15 protein-coding genes and 1 riboswitch are annotated in these 16426 nt (G+C 72.1%); of the genes, 5 read left to right on the top strand and 10 right to left on the bottom strand.

Features of this window, described 5'->3' with window-relative positions; genetic code table 11:
* The first annotated feature begins 76 nt into the window (after positions 1 to 76).
* Entirely contained in the window at positions 77 to 1972 is a 1896-nt protein-coding gene (locus tag AMIR_RS43140) for a DivIVA domain-containing protein (protein WP_012783276.1), read from the top strand.
* 198 nt (positions 1973 to 2170) lie between these two features.
* On the opposite strand, the gene AMIR_RS03260 is transcribed toward AMIR_RS43140, so the two are convergent.
* From AMIR_RS03260 to metG, 9 genes are all read right to left on the bottom strand, one after another.
* On the bottom strand, positions 2171 to 3943 hold the full coding sequence (locus tag AMIR_RS03260) for an ABC-F family ATP-binding cassette domain-containing protein (RefSeq protein ID WP_012783275.1): 1773 nt from the start codon (positions 3941 to 3943) through the stop codon (positions 2171 to 2173).
* Between the two features lie 18 nt (positions 3944 to 3961).
* Positions 3962 to 4927 carry a 4-(cytidine 5'-diphospho)-2-C-methyl-D-erythritol kinase gene (locus AMIR_RS03255; RefSeq protein WP_012783274.1) on the bottom strand — a complete coding sequence of 322 codons (966 nt, stop codon included), beginning with the start codon at positions 4925 to 4927 and terminating at the stop codon, positions 3962 to 3964.
* Positions 4928 to 5030: 103 nt separating this feature from the next.
* The gene (locus tag AMIR_RS03250) at positions 5031 to 5852 is read right to left on the bottom strand and encodes a MetQ/NlpA family ABC transporter substrate-binding protein (protein WP_012783273.1); all 822 of its coding nucleotides are present in this window, start codon (positions 5850 to 5852) and stop codon (positions 5031 to 5033) included.
* Positions 5853 to 5912: 60 nt separating this feature from the next.
* Complete coding sequence (locus AMIR_RS03245) at positions 5913 to 6596, bottom strand: methionine ABC transporter permease (RefSeq protein ID WP_012783272.1); 684 nt, start codon at positions 6594 to 6596, stop codon at positions 5913 to 5915.
* Entirely contained in the window at positions 6593 to 7594 is a 1002-nt protein-coding gene (locus AMIR_RS03240) for a methionine ABC transporter ATP-binding protein (RefSeq protein WP_012783271.1), read from the bottom strand. Before AMIR_RS03240 ends, AMIR_RS03245 begins: the two co-directional genes overlap by 4 nt.
* A gap of 216 nt (positions 7595 to 7810) precedes the next feature.
* Positions 7811 to 7903, bottom strand: a riboswitch (SAM riboswitch).
* An 87-nt stretch (positions 7904 to 7990) separates the two neighbouring features.
* Positions 7991 to 8887: a 16S rRNA (adenine(1518)-N(6)/adenine(1519)-N(6))-dimethyltransferase RsmA gene (gene rsmA / locus AMIR_RS03235; protein ID WP_012783270.1), complete on the bottom strand. Its 897-nt coding sequence runs from the start codon at positions 8885 to 8887 to the stop codon at positions 7991 to 7993.
* A gap of 163 nt (positions 8888 to 9050) precedes the next feature.
* Positions 9051 to 10472 carry a resuscitation-promoting factor gene (locus AMIR_RS03230; protein ID WP_012783269.1) on the bottom strand — a complete coding sequence of 474 codons (1422 nt, stop codon included), beginning with the start codon at positions 10470 to 10472 and terminating at the stop codon, positions 9051 to 9053.
* A gap of 298 nt (positions 10473 to 10770) precedes the next feature.
* Positions 10771 to 11595 carry a TatD family hydrolase gene (locus AMIR_RS03225; RefSeq protein ID WP_041836549.1) on the bottom strand — a complete coding sequence of 275 codons (825 nt, stop codon included), beginning with the start codon at positions 11593 to 11595 and terminating at the stop codon, positions 10771 to 10773.
* Positions 11592 to 13382: a methionine--tRNA ligase gene (metG, locus tag AMIR_RS03220; protein WP_012783267.1), complete on the bottom strand. Its 1791-nt coding sequence runs from the start codon at positions 13380 to 13382 to the stop codon at positions 11592 to 11594. The genes AMIR_RS03225 and metG overlap by 4 nt, the downstream gene beginning before the upstream one ends.
* 116 nt (positions 13383 to 13498) lie before the next feature.
* On the opposite strand from metG, the gene AMIR_RS03215 reads away from it, so the two are divergent.
* From AMIR_RS03215 to AMIR_RS03200, 4 genes are all read left to right on the top strand, one after another.
* On the top strand, positions 13499 to 14098 hold the full coding sequence (locus AMIR_RS03215; protein ID WP_143760630.1) for a hypothetical protein: 600 nt from the start codon (positions 13499 to 13501) through the stop codon (positions 14096 to 14098).
* A gap of 15 nt (positions 14099 to 14113) precedes the next feature.
* Positions 14114 to 14476, top strand: a complete 363-nt coding sequence (locus AMIR_RS03210; RefSeq protein ID WP_240438807.1) for a hypothetical protein — start codon at positions 14114 to 14116, stop codon at positions 14474 to 14476.
* A gap of 74 nt (positions 14477 to 14550) precedes the next feature.
* The gene (locus AMIR_RS03205; protein WP_012783264.1) at positions 14551 to 15114 is read left to right on the top strand and encodes a hypothetical protein; all 564 of its coding nucleotides are present in this window, start codon (positions 14551 to 14553) and stop codon (positions 15112 to 15114) included.
* A gap of 59 nt (positions 15115 to 15173) precedes the next feature.
* Complete coding sequence (locus tag AMIR_RS03200; protein WP_012783263.1) at positions 15174 to 15578, top strand: hypothetical protein; 405 nt, start codon at positions 15174 to 15176, stop codon at positions 15576 to 15578.
* On the opposite strand, the gene rsmI is transcribed toward AMIR_RS03200, so the two are convergent.
* The gene (gene rsmI, locus AMIR_RS03195; protein WP_012783262.1) at positions 15565 to 16410 is read right to left on the bottom strand and encodes a 16S rRNA (cytidine(1402)-2'-O)-methyltransferase; all 846 of its coding nucleotides are present in this window, start codon (positions 16408 to 16410) and stop codon (positions 15565 to 15567) included. The genes AMIR_RS03200 and rsmI overlap by 14 nt on opposite strands.
* Between the last annotated feature and the right edge of the window lie 16 nt (positions 16411 to 16426).

Genomic DNA, 16426 nt, shown 5'->3' with positions numbered 1-16426 from the left:
TATTAATCCGTTAGGGCGAAACAATTCGCCCTGGGTAACGCGATACTCCCCGGAACGGATCGTGAAGGAGGTTCAGGTGGATCGGGCCGGGTACGACGTGCCACACGGCGCGCGCCAGCAGCACAGACCGGCACACCCGGCTCCGCTGCTGACGGCGCGGGACCTGGGTCAGGTCACCTTCCACCGCCCGCCGCCCGGTCAACCGGGCTACGACGAGGCGCAGGTGGACAACTTCCTCGACCGGATCGAGCAGACCCTGCTCGGCCGGGACGAGGTGACCGAGCAGCAGGTCAGGACCATGCGGTTCCGACCGGCGCGGCCGGGCTACCACGGGGCGGAGGTGGACGCGTTCCTGGAGCTGGTGGCCGAGACGCTGCGGTCGACCCCGCAGCGCGGTCAGGCGATGGCGCCCGCGCAGGGCGCGCACGCGACGTCCACGAGCATGAGACCGGCGACGACGCCGCCCGCGCTGTCCCCGCAGGACGTGCGCGCGGTGCGCTTCCACAAGCCGAGGTCGGGGAACCGGGGGTACCTGGAGGACGAGGTCGACGCGTTCCTCCAGCGGATCGAGCTGACCCTGGCCGGGGTGGACTCGCTGACGGCGCGCGAGGTGCAGGACGCGGACTTCACGTACGTGGGGCCGGGGGAGATCGGGTACGACGAGGACGACGTGGACACGTTCCTCGACATGGTCGTGCTGACCCTGGAGCGCGGTCCGGCGCGCGGCGGCCAGCCGCACCTGAGGCCGCAGCAGCCGGGCCCGACCCAGCGCCCGGCGGGCTTCCCGCCCGCGGGGGCGTCGTCGGCGGGCTTCCCGCCGGTGGGGGCGTCCTCGGCCGGTTTCCCGCCGGTCAACGCCTCGTCCGCGGGCTTCCCGCCCGTGAACGCGTCGTCGGCCGGTTTTCCCCCGGTCAACGCCTCGTCCGCGGGCTTCCCGCCCGTGAACGCGTCCTCGGCCGGTTTCCCCCCGGTCAAGCCGCCACCCCCGGTCTTCCCACCCGCGAAGCCGTCCGCCCAGTCGATCTTCACCCCCGTGCACGACGCCCCCACGGCGGCCATCCCGGCCGTGGGCTCGTCCCCGTTCCCCCCGGCGGGGTCGTCGCCGGCGGGCTTCCCGCCCGCAGGCGCCTCGTCGGCCGGTTTCCCGCCCGTCAAGGCGTCGTCGGCGGGCTTCCCCCCGGCCAGCGCCTCGTCGGCCGGTTTCCCGCCCGTCAAGGCGTCGTCGGCGGGCTTCCCCCCGGCAGGCGCCTCCTCGGCCGGTTTCCCCCCGGTGGCGGCCTCGTCCGCAGGTTTCCCACCGGTGCGCTCGTCCGCGTTCGCCGACGACCGCCCGGAGTCCCCCGCGACGGCGTCCTCCACGTCCCTGCGCCCGACCCACTCGCGCCGGGACGCCCCGCAGGACGAGCCCGACGAGGAGCCCCAGGACGCCCAGGACGCCCCGCTGACCGCGCGCGACGTCCGGACCGCCGGGTTCGGCAAGCCGACGAGGGGCAGGCGCGGCTACCAGGAGTCCCAGGTGGACAAGTTCCTGGACCGCATCGAGAACACCCTCCTGGGCCAGGACGACCTGACCGCGGCGGACGTCCGCGAGATCCAGTTCAGCCGCCCGATGATCGGCCGCAGGGGCTACGACGAGACCGAGGTCGACGCGTTCCTGGCGAGGGTGGAGAAGCAGCTCTCCCAGACCCCGCCCCCACCGGCGGGCCCGCCGGTGGTGACGTCGTGGAAGCAGCTGAGGGCGATCCGCATCCCCGACGCCTCCCCCGGCCAGCGCGGCTACCGCACCACGCAGGTGGACCGGGTGCTGGAGGAGGTCGGCATCGCGCTGGACGGGATGCTGGGCGCGTCCTCGGAGGAGGTCGAGAAGACCCGCTTCGCCCTGGCGATGACAGCGGGCCAGGGCTACGACTGCGCCTTCGTCGACGAGTTGATGCCGATGCTGGTGGCCGAGCTGAAGCGCAAGAACAAGTAACGAGCCGCAGAACCGGGCTCGCAACGCGGCGGGCCCGGTGGTCGCTGCGTCAGTTCGACCGCCAACCGTGCAGGACGGGGCACCAGCGGCCGGCCAGCGGTGGTCGCCGAGCGCACGCCCCTGGTGACGCGCAGGCGCGACAACCGCTGCAAAAAAGGGGCGTGCACCGAAGCGCACGCCCCCCACCCCCACCTCGTCCTACTCAGCGGCCTCCGCCGCCTCCATCCACTGCTCCTCGACCTCCGCCGCCTCCGCCAGCACGGCCTTCAGCTCCGCCCCCAGCGCCATCAGCCGCTCCGGGTCGGTCGCCGCCTCGGCCAGGGACGCGTGCAGGCCGGCCTCCTTCTTCTGCAGCGCCTCCAACCTCCGCTCCAGCCGCGACAGCTCCTTGCGCGCCGCCCGCTGGTCCGCCGCCGACGACGGGGCCTTCACGGTCGCCGCGGCCACCGGGGCGGCAGCCGCCGCGCTCTGCCGGTCCCTCCGCTGGAGGTACTCCTCGATGCCGCCGACCAGGTCGGTCAGCCCGCCGTCGCCGAACAGCGCCACGACCTTGTCGCACACCCGCTCCACCAGGTACCGGTCGTGCGAGATCACCACCAGCGTGCCCGGCCACGAGTCGAGCAGGTCCTCCAGCTGCTGGAGGGTGTCGATGTCCAGGTCGTTGGTCGGCTCGTCGAGCAGCAGCACGTTCGGCTCGCCCATCAGCAGCCGGGCGAGCTGCAGGCGCCGCCGCTCGCCGCCGGACAGGTCCCCGACCGGGGTCCACTGCCGCTGCGAGGAGAACCCGAACCGCTCGGCCAGCTGCGACGCGGACAGCTCCATCTTCCCCAGCACGATCCGCCGCGCCACCTCCTCCACGGCCTCCAGCACCCGCATCGACCCGTCCAGGTCGTGCAGCTCCTGGCTCAGGTGCGCGAGCTTGACCGTCTGCCCCTCGATCCGCTTCCCGCCGCCGTCCAGCTCCCGCTCGCCCGCGAGCGCCCGCAGCAGCGTGGTCTTCCCGGACCCGTTGACGCCGACGATGCCGATCCGGTCGCCGGGACCCACGCGCCAGGTCAGGTCGCGCACCAGCGTGCGGTCACCGACGGTGAGGGTGGCGTCCTCCAGCTCCACGACCGTGCGACCCAGCCGCCGCTTGGCGAACGCCATCAGCTCCACGGTGTCGCGCGGCGCGGGCACGTCCGAGATCAGGGCCTCGGCGGCCTCGATGCGGTAGCGCGGCTTGGACGTGCGGGCCGGGGCTCCCCGGCGCAGCCAGGCGAGCTCCTTGCGGGCCAGGTTGCGGCGCTTCTCCTCGGCGGCGTCTGCGAGCCTGCCGCGCTCGGCGCGCGCGTACACCCAGTCCGCGTACCCGCCCTCGTACTGCTCGACGCGCCCGCCGACGACCTCCCAGGTGCGGGAGCAGACCGTGTCCAGGAACCACCGGTCGTGGGTCACCACGACGAGCGCGGTGCGCCGGGCCAGCAGGTGCTCGGCCAGCCAGCGCACGCCCTCGACGTCCAGGTGGTTGGTGGGCTCGTCGAGCACCACCAGGTCCAGCTCCTGCACGAGCGCCGCCGCCAGCGCCACCCGGCGCCGCTCGCCGCCGGACATGGTGCCGACCGGCGAGTCCAGCCCGAGCGCGGTGATGCCGAGGCCGTCGAGCACGGACCGCACGCGCGGGTCGGCGGCCCACTCGTGCTCGGCGGCGAAGTTCAGCGGCGCGATCACGGCGTCGCGCACGGTGGAGCCCTCGGCGAGCGTGGTGCGCTGGGTGACCACGGCCATCCGCAGCCCCCGGTTCTGGCTGACCCGCCCGTCGTCGGGCTCCGCGACGCCCGCCAGCACCTCCAGCAGGGTGGTCTTGCCGCCGCCGTTGAGGCCGACGACGCCGATCCGGTCCCCCTCGCCCACGCCCAGGGACACCCCGTCGAGCAGCGGACGCACACCGAACGACTTGGAGACGTTCTCCAAGTTGACCAAGTTGGCCATCAACTCACCTTTAAGTAGTTAAGCGTGGACCTCGGGCGGCGTGGGGCGAGGTGACTCCTCGGCCCCGACCACCCGCGCGCCGGGCACCGGCCCCTGGGCTACGCGCACCGTGCGGCACACGCCCGCCCCGGCCAGCTCCGCCGCCACCCGCACCGCCGTGTCGCCGTCCTCGCACAGGAACGCGCAGGTCGGCCCGGACCCGGACACCATGCCCGCCAGGGCCCCCGCGTTGACCCCGGCGCGCAGCGTGCGCCGCAGGTTGGGCCGCAGCGACACGGCGGCGGCCTGCAGGTCGTTGCCCAGCAGCAGCGCGAGCTGGCGCGGGTCGCCGGAGGACAGGCCCTCCAGGACGGCCTCGGCCTCGCCGACGCGCGGCGGGTTGCCCTCGGCGCGCAGCCGGTCCAGCTCGCGGAACACCTCGGGCGTGGACAGGCCCTGCTTGTCGAACGCCAGCACCCAGTGGAACGGGTGCTTGCCGAGCACGGGCACGAGCCGGTCGCCCCGGTCGGTGCCGAGCGCGGTGCCGCCGTAGAGCGCGAACGGCACGTCGGCGCCGATCCGCCCGGCCAGCTCGGCCAGCTCGTCGCGGGTGGTGTCGAGCTTCCACAGCGCGGCCAGCGCGACGAGGGTGGCGGCGGCGTCGGCGGAGCCGCCCGCCATGCCGCCCGCGACCGGGATGGCCTTGCGGATGCCGACCCTGACCTTGACGTCCTCGGGGTCCCGGCCGGTGTGCTCGGCCAGCACCCGGACGGCCTTCCAGGCGAGGTTGGACGGGTCGGTGGGCACCGACTCCGCCCCCTCCCCGCGCACCTCGACCCCAGGGTCGTCCGAGGCGCCGACGGTGACCTCGTCGGTGAGCGAGAGCGCCTGGAAGATCGTGACGAGGTCGTGGTACCCGTCGTCGCGGAGGTCGCCCACGGCCAGGTGCAGGTTGACCTTGGCCGGGACGCGGACGGTGACCGGAGGTGGGACTACGGCGAGCACAGGTGAAGCCTACGGGCGCGACGGGGGTGCGCGCTGCCGCCCCGCGCGCGGAACGCCCCTCACCCGTGCGGGCGAGGGGCGTTCCGGTGCTGGTCAGCGCGCGTCAGACGGGCAGGACGGCGCCGTTGAAGGTCTTGGTGATGTAGTCCTTCACGTCCTGCGACTGGAGCAGCTCGGCCAGGTCCTTGATCCGCTTGTCGTCCTTGAGCTCGGCGCGGGTGACCAGGCCGTTGGCGTTCGGGTTGCCCTCGGCCTTCTCCAGCACCAGGGCGTCGTCGGCGGGCTTGAGGCCGGCGTCGATGGCGTAGTTGCCGTTGATCACGGCGGCGTCGACGTCCGCGAGCGAGCGGGGCAGCTGGGCCGCCTCCAGGGTGACGAACTCCAGCTTCTTCGGGTTGTCCTCGACGTCCTGGACGGTCGCGGTGTCCTCGGTGCCCGCCTTGACCTTGATCAGGCCGTTGGCCTGGAGCAGCTTGAGGCCGCGGGTCTCGTTGGTGGCGTCGTTGGCGACGGCGACCTTGGCGCCCTCGGGCAGGTCGGCGAGCGCCTTGTGCTTCTCGGAGTAGACGCCCAGCGGCTCGATGTGCACGCCCGCGATCCACTCCAGGGTCGCGCCGCTGGAGGCCTTGAAGGTGTCCAGGTAGGGCACGGTCTGGAAGTAGTTGGCGTCCAGCGAGCCGTCGACCAGCGCCGTGTTGGGCTGGACGTAGTCGGTGAACTCCACGACCTCGATCTTCAGGCCCTTGGCCGAGGCCAGGTTGTCGGCGACGTAGCGCAGGACCTCGGCGTGCGGGACGGGGCTGACGCCGACCTTCAGCGGGGCGTTCGGGTCGGCCGACGCACCACCCGTGGCGGAGTCCCCGCTGCCGCAGGCGGTCGCCGAGGCGGCCAGCAGCAGCGTGAGGAGGGCAGCACGAATACGCATGGTGTTCCTTAGGTGTGGTGGAGCGGGTGTGAGGAGGTTCGAGGAGGCCCTAAGCCTGGCTCAGATGGACGCGTGGCGCCTGCGGTCCAAGCCTCGGGCCAGGCGGTTGAAGCCGAACTGGATGACCGTGGCGACCACCGCGAGCACCGCGACCGTGGACCACAGGACCCGGTCGTCGAAGCGCTGGTAGCCCAGGCGCACGGCCAGGTCGCCGAGCCCGCCGCCGCCGAGGACGCCCGCCATGGCGGAGTACCCGAGCAGGGCGATCGCGGTCACGCCGATCGCGTTGACCAGCGCGGGCAGCGACTCGCGCAGCAGCACGCTGCGCACGATCCGCAGGGTGCTCGCCCCGGTGGTCACGGCCGCTTCCACGATCGTGACGTGCACCTCGGACAGCACGTTCTGCACGAGCCGCGCCACGAACGGGATGGCGCCCACCGACAGCGGCACGATCGCCGCCGTCGGCCCGATGGACTGGCCGATCAAGGTCCTGGTCAGCGAGGTCAGCAGGACCAGCAGCACCAGGAACGGCATGGCGCGGCCGAGGTCGACCACGAAGCCCAGGACCTTGTGGAGCAGTGGCCGGGGGTGCAGCCCGCCGGGTGCGGTGAGCTGCAGCCAGACTCCGACCGGCACGCCGAGCACGGTGGCGATCAGCGTGGACACGGCCACCATGTACAACGTCTCGCCCGTTGCCGTGACGAGGTAGTCGAACACGGTCGACCAGGGTGTTGCCTTCCTCACGCAGCTACTCCCTGAGGTCCCTTGGCGGCGCGGCGCACGGAGCCGCCCGCCTCGGAGATCCACTCCAGCGCCGAGTCGGCGCGCTCACCGTTGAGGCCGACGCGGAAGCGCGCGACCGGGGTCTCACCGAGCCGGGTCATGCCGCCGCCCAGCAGGTTCAGCTCGACGCCGAACCGGGCGGTGACCTCCGGGAGCAGGGCGCCGACCGCGGCGAAGCCGACGAGGACGACGTCGGCGGTGCGGTCGTAGCCGTGCTCGGCTCCGGGGTTCTGGGTGACCGAGGGCAGCAGCGAGGACGCGGTGCGGCTGCTCGCGTCGGCCACCAGGTCGAGGACCTTGCCGTTCTCCACGACCCGGCCGTCCTCCAGGACCGCGACGTCGTCGCAGATCTTCCGGACGACGCCCATGTCGTGGGTGACGATCAGGACGGTGACGCCCAGCTCGGCGCGCGCCCGGTCGAGCACGGTCAGCACGGAGCCGGTGGTCTCGGGGTCGAGCGCGGAGGTGGGCTCGTCGGCCAGCAGCACGGACGGGCTGGCCGCGAGGGCGCGGGCGACCGCGACGCGCTGGCGCTGGCCGCCGGAGAGCTGGTCGGGGTAGGAGGCGGCCTTGTCGGTGAGGCCGACCAGGTCCAGCAGCTCGCCGACGCGGGCGCGGCGCTGCGGGCCGGGGACGCCCGCGGCCTCCAGGGGGAGCGCGACGTTGCCCGCGGCGGTGCGCTGGCGCAGCAGCGAGTCGCCCTGGGGGACGACGCCGATCTGCCTGCGGGCGGCCCGCAGCGCTGTTCCGCCGAGCGAGACGAGGTCGGTGCCGTCGACGCGGATGGCGCCGCTGTCGGGGCGCTCCAGGAGCGCGACGCAGCGGGCGAGCGTGGACTTGCCCGCCCCGGAGGGGCCGACGACGCCGATGACGGTGCCCGCGGCGACCTCGAGGTTGACGCCGTCGAGGGCGCGGGTGCCGCCGGGGAAGGACTTGGTGAGGTTCTCGACAGTGATCACGTTTTCGCTCCACGACTGCGTGCGGCGGCGCACGCTCGTGGCGTGGGCGACCGGAGACCAGTTCAGGGTGTGGTTGTCCCGCTGCTGGAGAGAGGGGACGACGAAGTGCCTGGGGGGATGCGCTCTAGACGAGGCAGGTGCGACAGGCGGTCGCCGTGCGGCGGCCGTGGTCGACTACTCGCCTGCGCGTGAGCATTCGCATCGTGGGCACGTGATCCTCCATCGACCCTGGCGGAAGCACCTGCCCCCTTGGGAGGGTGGTTGCTGCGGCGTCGTGGAGCCAGGTCTCTCGGCCGCTCGGGATGGCAGGAACGAGTAGACCCGATGAAACGCGCCTGACGCAAGCCTGTAAGAGGATCGTTCGTCAGATCACACTGTCGGCCGAAAGATCGACGGTCAGTGACGGGCCGGGACCTCGGCGATCCGGACGAAGTCCGCGACGGACAGCTGCTCGCCCCTGGCGGACGGGTCGACGCCCGCGGCGACGAGCCTGCGCTCGGCCTCGGCGGCGGAGCCCGCCCAGCCGGACAGGGCGGCGCGCAAGGTCTTGCGGCGCTGCGCGAAAGCGGCGTCGACCAGCGGGAACAGCACCTCGCGCGGCACGTCGGACAGCGGGGCGTCGCGGCGGGTGAAGCCGACCAGGGCGGAGTCCACGTTGGGCACGGGCCAGAACACCGAGCGCCCGACGGGACCGGCGCGGCGGGCGTCGGCGTACCAGGCGAGCTTGACGCTGGGCACGCCGTAGACCTTCGATCCGGGGCCTGCGGCCATCCGGTCGGCGACTTCGGACTGCACCATCACGAGACCGGTGCGCAACGACGGCAGCTCGGCGAGCAGGTGCAGCACGACGGGCACGGCGACGTTGTACGGCAGGTTCGCGACGAGCGCGGTCGGCGCGTGCGGGAGCTGCGCGGCGGTGACGCGCATCGCGTCGGCGGTGACCACCGACAGGTTCGCCGCCAGCGACGGGGCGCGCTCGGCGGCGGTGGTCGGCAGGCGCGCGGCGAGCACCGGGTCGATCTCGACGGCGACGAGGTCCGCGCAGGCCGGGAGCAGCGCGAGGGTGAGCGAGCCGAGGCCGGGGCCGACCTCCAGCACCACGTCGTCGGGGCGCAGGTTCGCGGCGGCGACGATCTTGCGGACGGTGTTGGGGTCGTGCACGAAGTTCTGGCCGAGCTTCTTGGTCGGCCGGACGTCCAGCTCGGCGGCGAGCCTGCGCACGTCCGCCGGGCCCAGCAGCGCCGAAGCCGCGCCGGGGTCGCTCTGCGGGGTGCCGGTGGGGGCTTCGCTCACCGGACCATTGTCCACGATGGCGGGACGTGCTCGGTCCGCGGTGACGCCGAAGGCCCCCGCGCCGGACGCGCGGGGGCCTTCGGGACCGCTTTGCGAAGCGGGGCGGTGACCGGGCAGGAGGCGCTTTTCCCCCTGGTCGGTCAGGCCTTCGCTTCGAGGAATGTCACAGTCCGAGTTTAGAGCTGCAACCCGGCCACGCGGAGTAGCCGCCGCGGGCGTCGCGCAGCTTCGTCGCGATCGCGATCTGCTGCTCGCGGCTGGCCTGGTGCGGGTACGCGGCGTACGAGCTGCCGCCGTAGGCGTCCCAGGTGCTCTTGTTGAACTGGAGCCCGCCGTAGTAGCCGTTGCCGGTGTTGATGGCCCAGTTGCCGCCCGCCTCGCACTTGGCGAGCGAGTCCCACACGGCGCCGTCCGGCGGCAGCTTCGTGCCGACCTTGACCTTCTTGGCCTTGGGCTCCTTGGTGACCTTGACGCCGAGCTTCTCCCGGCCGGTCTCCTTGCCGTTCTTGACCGTGACGCGGTAGGTGACGATCTGCTCGCCCGCCTCGCCCGCCTCGACGGTCTCCTTCGTGCCCTTCATCATGTTCGCGTCGGCGACCTCCTCGACCGGCGGCGCGATGGCCTCGGTCGCGTTGATCACGGACACCCCGGTGCGGCTGATGTGGATCTCCGCGCCGTTGCTGATGCGCAGGTCCAGCGCCGACTCGACCCGGTCGTCGGGGCCGAGGGTGAGGCTCTCGGAGTCCAGGAGCTCCTGGACGGTGAGCGCGGTGGTCTGGAGCTGGCGGGGCTCGTTCGCGCCGTCGAAGACGGTGACCGCCTTGAGGCTCTTGACCTCCAGCGACATGCCCTCCAGGGGCACGTCGGCGTCGCGGGCGGCGGAGAACCAGGAGCCCTCGCCCGCCTGGACGCCGAGCTGGTCGAGCGCCTCGGCGACGTTGACGGAGCGGACCCAGCCCTCGCGCTGCTCGCCGTCGACGGTGACCTTGACCTGGCGGCCCCGGTCGAGGCTGATCTTGCCGCCGTCGCCGACCTTGGCCTGCGGGGAGGGGCTGAGGGCGTCGTGCTCGCCGATCGTGATGCCCTCGTCGGCGAGGATCTCGCCGACGGTGGACTCGTACGTGCGGACGGTGTGGGCCTGGCCGTCGACGTCGACGGTGACCGACTTGTCCATGGCGATGGCGGTGGCGCCGCCGCCGGAGATGGTGACCAGCACGGTGGCGACCGCGGCCTTGAGGAAGCGGCGCTTCCACTTCCCGGCGGCCTCGACCAGGGCGGCGGGCGGCGCGTCGGGCTCCTCGGCCGCGAGCGCGCCCGGAACGCGGTCCTGGGAGACCTCGTCGGGGATGATGATCGGCGGGAGGAGGGTGGTCTCCGCGTTGATCAGGCGGATGAGCTCGTCGACGTCGACGTCAGCGTCGGCCAGCACCTGGTCGGCCTGCGGGCCCAGGGCCTCCATCACGTCTTCCGGCGTGATCGAGAAGACCGCGGTGTCCCACTCCTCGAACGGCCGGTCCACGACGGCGACCGCGGTGTCGGGTCTGACCGGGGTGAACCAGTCGGTGTCCTGGTTGAACGTCGTCACGGGTGTCCATACCTCCTGAAGGCGCAAAGCACGGGCTCCGCGCGCGGGCTGCCAGTGGTCAGCTCGTGATCCGCCGGCTGCTCCTTCGTTCGCTCGGTTCCGACTTCTCGCTCCTGGTGCCGGTTCCCGCCCCGACAACGGGTCCGGTGCCCCCGTCGCGCAAGAGGGGCACGGTCACGGGACCGTAACGGGTGGGCGGGGGTTCTGCAAACACCCCCATTCCGGATTGTGTGTCGCATCACACCCATAGGGGAGCAACCCTGTCACCCATTGGCAGCAGTAACCACTAAGAGTGGTTTCAGGCCCCTATTCCGAAAACATTTTCGGCGGTTCGAGTGACTTCATTGGCGAGGATGATCAATTCCACGTGACGCAGAGTGGCTAGCTCGCGCAGTGTGTAGTTGACGCAGTAGGGCTCGTTCGGCCGCCCCCTGAAGGGGTGCGGGGTGAGGAACGGCGCGTCCGTCTCCACGAGCAGCTGCCCCGAGGGCACCCAGGCCGCCGCCTCGCGCAGCGCCGAGGAGTTGCGGAAGGTCACCGGGCCCGCGAAGGACAGGACGAACCCGCGCTCCACGCACGCGCGCGCGAAGTCGAGGTCACCGGAGAAGCAGTGGAACACCACCTTCTCCGGGGCGCCCTCGGCGTCCAGCGCGGCCAGGACGTCGGCGTGCGCGTCCCGGTCGTGGATCATCAGCGGCTTGCCGACCCGCTTGGCCAGCTCGATGTGCCAGCGGAACGCCTCCTGCTGGGCGTCGCGCGGCGCGTAGTCCCAGTAGTAGTCCAGGCCGGTCTCGCCGACCGCGACCACGCGCGGTCGTGCGGCCAGCTCCGCCAGCTCGGCCCGGTCCGCGTCCGAGAAGTCGGACGTGCGGGTCGGGTGCAGCGCCACCGCCGCGTAGACCCGGTCGTCCCAGGTGGCCGCCTCGGCGGCCCAGCGGGCGGCGGCGAGGTCGTCGGCGACCGTGACGACGCGGCTCACGCCGGCCGCCTCGGCCCGGTCCAGCATCGCCCGGACGTCCTCGGCGGTCTTCGCGCCGCAGGCGTCCAGGTGGGTGTGGGCGTCGACCACCGGCGCCGGAAGGATCTCCGGCGCCGGCGGTCGCTCCCCGCGACGTGGGGTCACTTGACGATCGGGGCCCACTCGGGACCGGTCTCGCCCAGTTCCGGGTCGAGCTTCGCGAACAGCGGGGCGGGCTTGGCCAGCGGGCGGCCCACCTCGATCGGGGTGGACTCCCAGCGGGCCTGCTCGGACGCGTAGTCGCCGGTCAGCACCGGGTACTCGCGCTCGGGCACGTCCAGGTCGGTCACCTCGGTGATCTGCGGCTGCGCCGCCCACACGCCCGTGCCGCCCAGCAGCTCGTGCACCTTCTGCGCGGAGTGCGGCAGGAACGGCGTGAGCAGCGTGTTGGCGTCCTGCACGACCTGGAGCGCGGTGTGCAGCACGGTGTCGCGCCGCGCCGGGTCGTCCTTGAGCTTCCACGGCTCCTGGTCGGACAGGTAGCGGTTGGCCGCGCCGACCACCCGCATCGCCTCCGAGGAGGCGGCCTTGAAGCGCGAGCGGCGCAGGTTCTCGCCCACCACGCCGAACGCCCGGCGGGAGGTCTCCAGCAGCTCGTGGTCGGCCGCCGTGGGCGCGGTCGGCGTCGGCACCGCGCCGACGTTCTTGTGCGCCATGGAGATGGAGCGGTTGACCAGGTTGCCCCACTCGTTGGCCAGCTCGAAGTTCGTGCGCCGCACGAACTCCTCCCAGGTGAAGTCGGTGTCCTGGTTCTCGGGGCCCGCCGCCGCGATGAAGTAGCGCAGCGCGTCCGGGCCGAAGTCGCGCAGGAAGTCCGTCACGTAGATGACGTTCCCGCGCGAGGTGGAGAACTTGGAGCCGCTCATGGTGAGGAACTCACTGGAGACGACCTCGGTCGGCAGGTTCAGCTTCCCGAACCCGCCCGGCTCGCCACCGCCCGCGCCCTCGCCGTTGTTGCCCAGGAGCAGCGACGGCCAGATGAGCGAGTGGAAGACGATGTTGTCCTTGCCCATGAAGTAGTAGGCCTGGGCGTCACCGGTCCAGAACTCGCGCCACGCGTCCGGGTTCCCGCTGCGGCGCGCCCACTCGACGCTCGCCGAGAAGTAGCCGATGACCGCGTCGAACCAGACGTAGAACCGCTTCATCGACTGGTCGCGCCAGCCGTCGAGCGGGATCGGGATGCCCCAGTCCAGGTCGCGGGTGATCGCGCGGGGGCGGAGGTCGCCGATGAGGTTCTGGCTGAACTTGAGCACGTTCGGCCGCCACTCGGAGCGGGTCTGGAGCCAGGTGCCGAGCGAGTCGATGAACTGCGGCAGGTCCAGGTAGAGGTGCTCGGTCTCGACGAACTTCGGGGTCTCGCCGTTGATCCGCGACTTCGGGTTCTTGAGGTCGACCGGGTCGAGCTGGTTGCCGCAGCTGTCGCACTGGTCGCCGCGGGCGCCGTCGTAGCCGCAGATCGGGCAGGTGCCCTCGATGTAGCGGTCGGGCAGCGTGCGGCCGGTGGAGGGGCTGATGGCGCCCTTGCCGGTCTTGGCCACGACGTAGCCGTTGCGCCACATCGCCAGGAACAGCTCCTGGGTGACGTTGTAGTGGTTGCCGGTGGTGGTGCGGGTGAACAGGTCGTAGGACAGCCCGAGCCCCTGCAGGTCCTCGGCGATGACGCGGTTGTACTTGTCGGCGAGCGCGCGGACGGACAGCCCCTCCTTCTCCGCCTGGACGGAGATGGGCGTCCCGTGCTCGTCGGTGCCGCTGACCATGAGCACCCGGTGGCCCGACATGCGCATGTAGCGGGAGAACACGTCGGAGGGGACACCGAAGCCGGAAACGTGACCGATGTGGCGTGGGCCGTTCGCATAGGGCCACGCCACCGCGGTCAGCACGGAGGCACTCATGCGACCAGCCTACGGAGTTGCCCCCAGCGGTTTTCGACGGGCTGGGGCGGTTAATCCGAAGGGTTTGCGACGGAGGGTGAGATAGTAGCTACTTGGTGTCATCACTGGGTGATGTGGTGGATGCCGTCCGCCGGATCTCGAACGTCGCGAAGCAGGCGCGAACAGCCCTGCACGAGGCCGCTGACCTGCTGGAGGAGACCCCCGAGGCGCTCACCGCGGTGCTGATCGGCTCGTCGGACCCGGAAGCTTCCCAACTACTGGGAGCCTTCGCGCACTGCCACCGGGCGGCGGAAGCGCTGGCCGACCGGCTCGACGAGGCCGAGGAGCACCTGGAGTCGTACCTGGAGAACCTGCTGGGCGACGGCGACGGGGTGCCGCTGTGGCGGTTGCCGGTGGGGAGGTTCGCGGGCGAGGGCGTGCGCGGTCACGTCGAAACCGGGGGGACAGGCATCGGTCGCGGGGCTCGCGGCAGCAAGAAGGAGCCCGTGCGCGAGGTGCGCACCACAGAGGAGCTGGAAGCCGTGTTCCGGGCATTGGTCCGGGGCGGGCAACGTGTTCGCCAGGCCCAGTACGGGGGGTTGTTCTACCAGCTGCCGGACGGCACGACGATCGGTTACCGGGTCAAGTCGTCCAGCACCCCGGAACCGACCATCGACCTGAAGAAGCCCGACAAGTCGGGCTTGAAGATCCACGTCAACGCGAAGGACTGGGACTGACCAATGGACTCCGACATGCGCGAACGCGCCATCGAGGCGACGAATGACGACTACGTCCACTTCGCCGAGTTCCTGGGCATGGTCGTCCGGTCGACCGGGAAGACCGACGACGCCGAGGTCATGCGGATCGCCCTCGACGCCGTCACCGAGCTGATCCTCGAAGGCGCCATCGTTCCCGGCAACCTCGGCTGGGCGGACGAGGACTTCGCCCCGTGGCCGCTCACCCCCGAGGAGTCCGTCGCCCGCATCGAGCGGGAGGCCGCCGAGCACCTGCGCACGGGGGCCGAGGTGCACATGGGCGACATCTGCTGGTTCGACCTCCCCGCCCGCATCGCCGAGCGCGAGCGCCGCAAGGGCGAACCCGCCAAGGACGACTGACCGCCGCGGTTTTCGACGGGCAGGGGCGGTTAATCCGAAGGGTTTGCGACAGAGGGTGAGATTGCAGTTACCCGGTGTCGTTGCTGGCCGAAGTGGCAGCGGTGCTGCGGCAGGTCGTGGACTGGGCCGACAGCGCCCGCGTCCTCCTGCGCACCGCCGCTGACCTGCTGGAGGAGACCACCACCGACCTCGCCACCGCCCTGCTCGGCTCGTCGAACGAGGCGGCCTCCCAATTGCTGGGAACGTTCGCGCACTGCCACCGGCTGGCGGAATCCCTGCTCGACCGGCTCGGTGCGGCCGAGGAGCACCTGGACTCGTACCTGGAGAACCTGCTGGGCGACGGCGACGGGGTGCCGCTGTGGCGGCTGCCGGTCGGCAGGCTCCACGGCGAGGACGCGCACGGCCACACCAACCGCGAGGGCGTGGGCATCGGACGTCCCGCGCTGGGGAGCAAGAAGGAGCCCGTGCGCGAGGTGCGCACCACCGAAGAGCTGGTCGCCGTGTTCCGAGCCCTGGTGCGCGGAGGTCGACGCGTGCACAAGCCCAGTTACCGGGGCTTGTTGTGCCGACTCCCGACGGCACGACGATCGGCTACCGGGTCAAGTCCTCGAGCACCCCGGAACCGACCGTCGACCTGAACGTTCCGGGCGAGCCGAGCTTGAAGATCCACATCAACACGAGGGGGTGGGCCTGAACGATGGAACCCGATCTGCGCGAGCGCGCCATCGAGGCGACGAACGACGACTACGTCTACTTCGCCGAGTTCGAGGGCATGGTGATCAGGTCCACCGGGGTGACCGACCACGCCGAGGTGCTGCGCGCCGCGCTCGCCGCCGCCACCGAACTCGTCCTCGAAGGCGCCATCGTCCCCGGCGACCTGGGGTGGGCCGACGAGGACTTCGCACCCTGGCCGCTCACCCCCGAGGAGTCCGTCGCCCGCATCGAGCGAGAGGTCGCCGAGCACCTGCGCGCGGGCACCAATCCCGACATGGGCGACATCTGCTGGTTCGACCTCCCCGCCCGCATCGCCGAGCGCGAGGCCGCCAAGCGCGCCGCCGCAAACGACTCCCCCACCCCCGGCTCCCCCGTCAAGGACGACTGACCGCCGCGTCGTACAGCGCCTTCTTGCTCACCCCCGCCGCCTCCGCCACCGCCGCAGCCGCGGCCTTCATCCGCTCCCCGCCCGCCACCAGCTCCAGCACCCGCTCCACCAGCACCTCCAGCGACGGCGCCTCCACCGGCGCCGCCCCCTCCAGCACCACGGTGATCTCCCCCCGCACCCCTTCCTCGGCCCACGCGGCCAGCTCCGCCAGCCCGCCCCGCCGCACCTCCTCGTACGTCTTCGTCAGCTCCCGGCACACCGCCGCCCGCCGCTCCCCGCCCAGCACCTCGGCCGCGTCCGCGAGCGTCGCGGCCAGCCGGTGCGGGGACTCGAAGAACACGCACGTGCGCTGCTCCGCCGCCAGCCCGGCGAACCACCGCTGCCGCTCCCCCTGCTTGCGCGGCGGGAAGCCCTCGAAGCAGAAGCGGTCCGACGGCAGGCCCGACACCGCCAGCGCCGTGGTCACCGCCGACGGCCCCGGCACGCACGTCACGGTGATGTCCTCGGCCACGCACGCCGCCGTGATGCGGAATCCCGGATCGGAGACGCTCGGCATCCCGGCGTCCGTCACCAGCACCACGGTCGCGCCGCCGCGCAGCGACTCCAGCAGGCCCGGCAGCCTGCTCGTCTCGACCTGGTCGTAGAAGCTGACCACCCGTCCGGGCGGTGTGACGCCGAGCGCGGCGACCAGGGACCGCAGTCTCCTGGTGTCCTCGGCGGCGATGACGTCGGCGGTGCGCAGCGCTTCCACCAGCTTGGGGGAGGCGTCGCGGATGTCACCGAGGGGCGTGGCGGCGAGGACGAGCCTGCCTGATCCGGATACGGGGCTCACGCCGCTCACCCTACGA

This window comes from Actinosynnema mirum DSM 43827, from assembly GCF_000023245.1.
Classification (GTDB): Bacteria; Actinomycetota; Actinomycetes; order Mycobacteriales; family Pseudonocardiaceae; genus Actinosynnema; species Actinosynnema mirum.
This window is presented reverse-complemented; position numbering and strand designations above follow the sequence as displayed.

Bases quoted from the DNA above. Each gene is read 5' to 3' on its own strand.
- AMIR_RS03260 (WP_012783275.1), bottom strand. From the start codon at position 3,943: ATGGCCAACTTGGTCAACTTGGAGAACGTCTCCAAGTCGTTCGGTGTG.
- AMIR_RS03250 (WP_012783273.1), bottom strand. From the start codon at position 5,852: ATGCGTATTCGTGCTGCCCTCCTCACGCTGCTGCTGGCCGCCTCGGCG.
- metG (WP_012783267.1), bottom strand. From the start codon at position 13,382: ATGAGTGCCTCCGTGCTGACCGCGGTGGCGTGGCCCTATGCGAACGGC.
- AMIR_RS03210 (WP_240438807.1), top strand. From the start codon at position 14,114: ATGCGCGAACGCGCCATCGAGGCGACGAATGACGACTACGTCCACTTC.
- AMIR_RS03200 (WP_012783263.1), top strand. From the start codon at position 15,174: ATGGAACCCGATCTGCGCGAGCGCGCCATCGAGGCGACGAACGACGAC.